3 protein-coding genes are annotated in these 3,126 nt (G+C 57.6%); 2 read left to right on the top strand and 1 reads right to left on the bottom strand.

Translation table 11 applies throughout. The annotated features are described in order from the left end of the window. Positions 1–23 precede the first annotated feature (23 nt). Complete coding sequence (gene rsmI / locus B3P58_RS15790; protein WP_230331814.1) at positions 24–884, bottom strand: 16S rRNA (cytidine(1402)-2'-O)-methyltransferase; 861 nt, start codon at positions 882–884, stop codon at positions 24–26. Between rsmI and B3P58_RS15785 the strand changes: the two genes are divergently transcribed. Both B3P58_RS15785 and B3P58_RS15780 read left to right on the top strand, forming a co-directional pair. After that, positions 883–2,685 (top strand): penicillin-binding protein activator, encoded by a 1,803-nt coding sequence (locus B3P58_RS15785; protein ID WP_286718970.1) that lies wholly within the window; start codon positions 883–885, stop codon positions 2,683–2,685. The genes rsmI and B3P58_RS15785 overlap by 2 nt on opposite strands. Before the next feature lie 36 nt (positions 2,686–2,721). Continuing rightward, on the top strand, positions 2,722–3,126 hold a 405-nt coding region (locus tag B3P58_RS15780), incomplete at its 3' end, for a YraN family protein (RefSeq protein ID WP_286718969.1).

Here is a 3,126-nt window from a genome sequence, read left to right as displayed (position 1 = left end):
GGAATACCCGCAGACACCTGTGTTTAAGCTTTTCCCTGCATTTCCAGCGCTTTCTGGTACAGCTCTTTTTTATTCTCGCCGGTCAGGTCGGCAATAATGGCCGCTGCTTTTTTCGGTGGCAGTTCGGCCAGCAGCAGGCGGAACAATTTGTTGCTGTCGACTTCGCTGGCCGGGGCCGGATCGGGGTTGCCGGCAATCATCACCACGAATTCACCCTTCTGCTGGTCGGCATCCGCCTGCAGCTGGCTGAGAATGTCTGGCAGTGTGCCGTGATAAAAAGTCTCGAAGGTCTTGGTTAATTCACGAGCAACACAGGCTTGACGTTCTGCGCCAAAAACCTCAGCCATGACTTCCAGCGTATCGAGAATCCGGTGCTTGGATTCGTAGTAAACCAGGGTGCGTGCTTCCTGTTCCTGAGCCAGTAATTTTTCGCGTTTGGCACCACTTTTATGCGGTAAGAAACCTTCAAAAGTAAAACGGTCGGTCGGCAGGCCCGCAGCACTCAGGGCGGTAATAATGGCACTGACGCCGGGAATCGGGCTGACATTCAGGCCGCGCGCGCGCAGCGCCTGCACCAAAGGATATCCCGGATCGGAAATTAACGGGGTACCGGCATCGGATACCAGCGCCATGCTCTGGCCCTGTTCCAGATGGCGGGCAATCTGTTCTACACGCTCGCGTTCGTTGTGTTCGTGCACCGATAACAGCGGCTTTCGCAGGCCCAGGTGCTGGAGTAATTTTGCGGTATGTCTGGTATCCTCGCAGGCAATTACATCAACGCTGGTCAGCACCTGCTTTGCACGCTCGGTGAGGTCAGCCAAATTACCAATGGGTGTCGCCACGACGTAAAACGTGCCGACCTGCATTCTGGGATCTGAAGTCATGCGGGGAAACTTACCTGATCGTTGGTTACGCGGATTATCGCTGCTGGTTGTCAGCGCGGGTCTGGGTTTAAGCGGTTGTTCTACCACACCGGGACAAACCGGGCTGGGCAACAACAGCCTTACCGAAAGCAGTAGTCAGAGTAATTCAGTATTAATGCAGCAGATTCGCGGCGAACTCGACGACGGCGAGTTTGGCAATGCTGCGCTGCAATTGCAACTGTTGCACGAGCGTGTGCTCACGCCACAGGAGCAGGTGGAATTTTTGCTGCTGTCGGCGCAGATGCATCTGGGCAGCAATGAGCCGGAAATTGCCGGCGAATATCTCAGCCAGCTTGCCCAGCGTATGGATTACGCCACGCCGGAGCAGGAACTGCGCGCCAGCCTGTTAAAAGCGCGCTGGTACGAAAGCAATGGCGAATATCTGGCCGCCGCGCGCGAGCGTGATTTTTTATCCGGCGCATTAAATCCGGAGCAGCGCGAGCAGAATCATGAGCAAATCTGGCAGGATTTAATGGCCATGCCGGAAGTCGAGCTGCTGGAATGGGCAGAAAAAACCCCGGCCACCCAGTTTGGCGACTGGCTGCGACTGGCGGCGATTTCCCGTAACTCACGCCTGACACTGGACGAACATCTGGCGGCGGTCACTACGTGGCGCGAACAGAATCCGGCTCACCCGGCAGCGATACAATTACCCGGCGGCCTGGCGCTGCTGGCTGATCTGGCGGCCAACCGTCCGCACAGCGTCGCACTGATGCTGCCGTTATCCGGCCCGCTGGAGAAAACCGGTGGCGCCATCCGCGATGGTTTTATGGCCGCTTACTACGAGTCCCTGGATAAAGGCTACGCCATTCCGCAGGTGCATCTGTACGACAGCCAGAAATACAGCGATATCGATATTGCCTACGCTCAGGCGCAGCTCGACGGTGCGCAGTGGGTGATCGGGCCGATCAACAAAATGCAGGTGCAGGCGCTGCAGCAACGCGAGACCCTGCCGCTGCCAACCCTGGCCCTGAACTATGGTGACCGCAGCGAAGCCGAAACCCTGCCCGCCAACCTCTACCAGTTCGGCCTGGCCGCTGAAGACGAAGCGGTACAGATTGCCGAAAAAGCCTGGACCGATGGCCTGCGCCGCGCGCTGGTGCTGGTACCACAGGGCAACTGGGGCGAGCGTATTTATGCCGCCTTTGAACAGCGCTGGCTGGAGCTGGGTGGTGAAATCGGCGAACAGCGTTTTTATCCGAACCGTCAGGACTACAACCCGGAAATCAAAGCGCTGCTGAACGTCGACGACAGCCAGAAGCGGTATCAGACCATGCGCCGTCTGTTACGTCAGAGCACCGAATTTGAGCCGCGCCGCCGTCAGGATGTCGACTGGGTATTTATGGTTGCCCTGCCGCAGCAGGCCCGCCAGATCAAGCCGACGCTGGCATTTAACTTTGCCGGTGATCTGCCGGTATACGCCACCTCGCATGTGTATTCCGGCGAACCGAATCCAACCAAAGACCGCGACCTGAACGGCGTGCAGTTCTGCGACGTACCCTGGCTGCTGGAAAGCAGCGAGCTGTACCGCACCGTAGAAAAAGTGATGCCGAATGGTCAGGGAGGCTATGCCCGCTTATACGCCATGGGCGTGGATGCCTTCCGTCTGCTGCCACGGTTAAAACAGCTGGAAGTATTCCCGCACAGCCAGATGTTTGGCAGCACCGGCGCACTGGCGCTGGATCACGAGCGCCGCATTCACCGCCGCACCGAATGTACCCAGTTCCGCTCTGGCCGGCCGCAGCGTTTAGCCAGACGCTGAGAACTCACACCGCACAATTCACGGGGCAAGGATGCCATGTGGTTTACCCGCAAAGACAAAATTCCGCAGGATTCAGCGCAAACGGCAGAGACTTCCTCTGCCGCTGAAACCCGTGCTGCAGAAAAGCCTGCAACCCGTAAACCTGCAACCCGCACAAAAGGCGCCGAGATTGAACAGGCCGCCGAACACTTTCTTAAACGTCAGGGGCTGAAAGCCGTCAGCCGCAATTACACCATCCGTGGCGGTGAAATAGACCTGATTATGCGCCACGGTAACGTGCTGGTGTTTGTTGAGGTGCGTTATCGCGCCAACCACATTCACGGCAGCGGCGCTGAAAGCATTACCCACCACAAGCAACAGCGTTTACTCAAAACCGCCCAACATTATCTGCAGAAACATTACGGCGCTGCACCGCCCGACTGCCGCTTTGACGTGATGTCG

Origin of the sequence: Thalassolituus sp. UBA2009, from assembly GCF_002335285.1 — a bacterium.
Classification (GTDB): domain Bacteria; phylum Pseudomonadota; class Gammaproteobacteria; order Pseudomonadales; family Oceanobacteraceae; genus Venatoribacter; species Venatoribacter alkanivorans.
The sequence above is the reverse complement of the archived record's forward strand: the minus strand, read 5'-3'. Positions and strand labels throughout refer to the sequence as shown.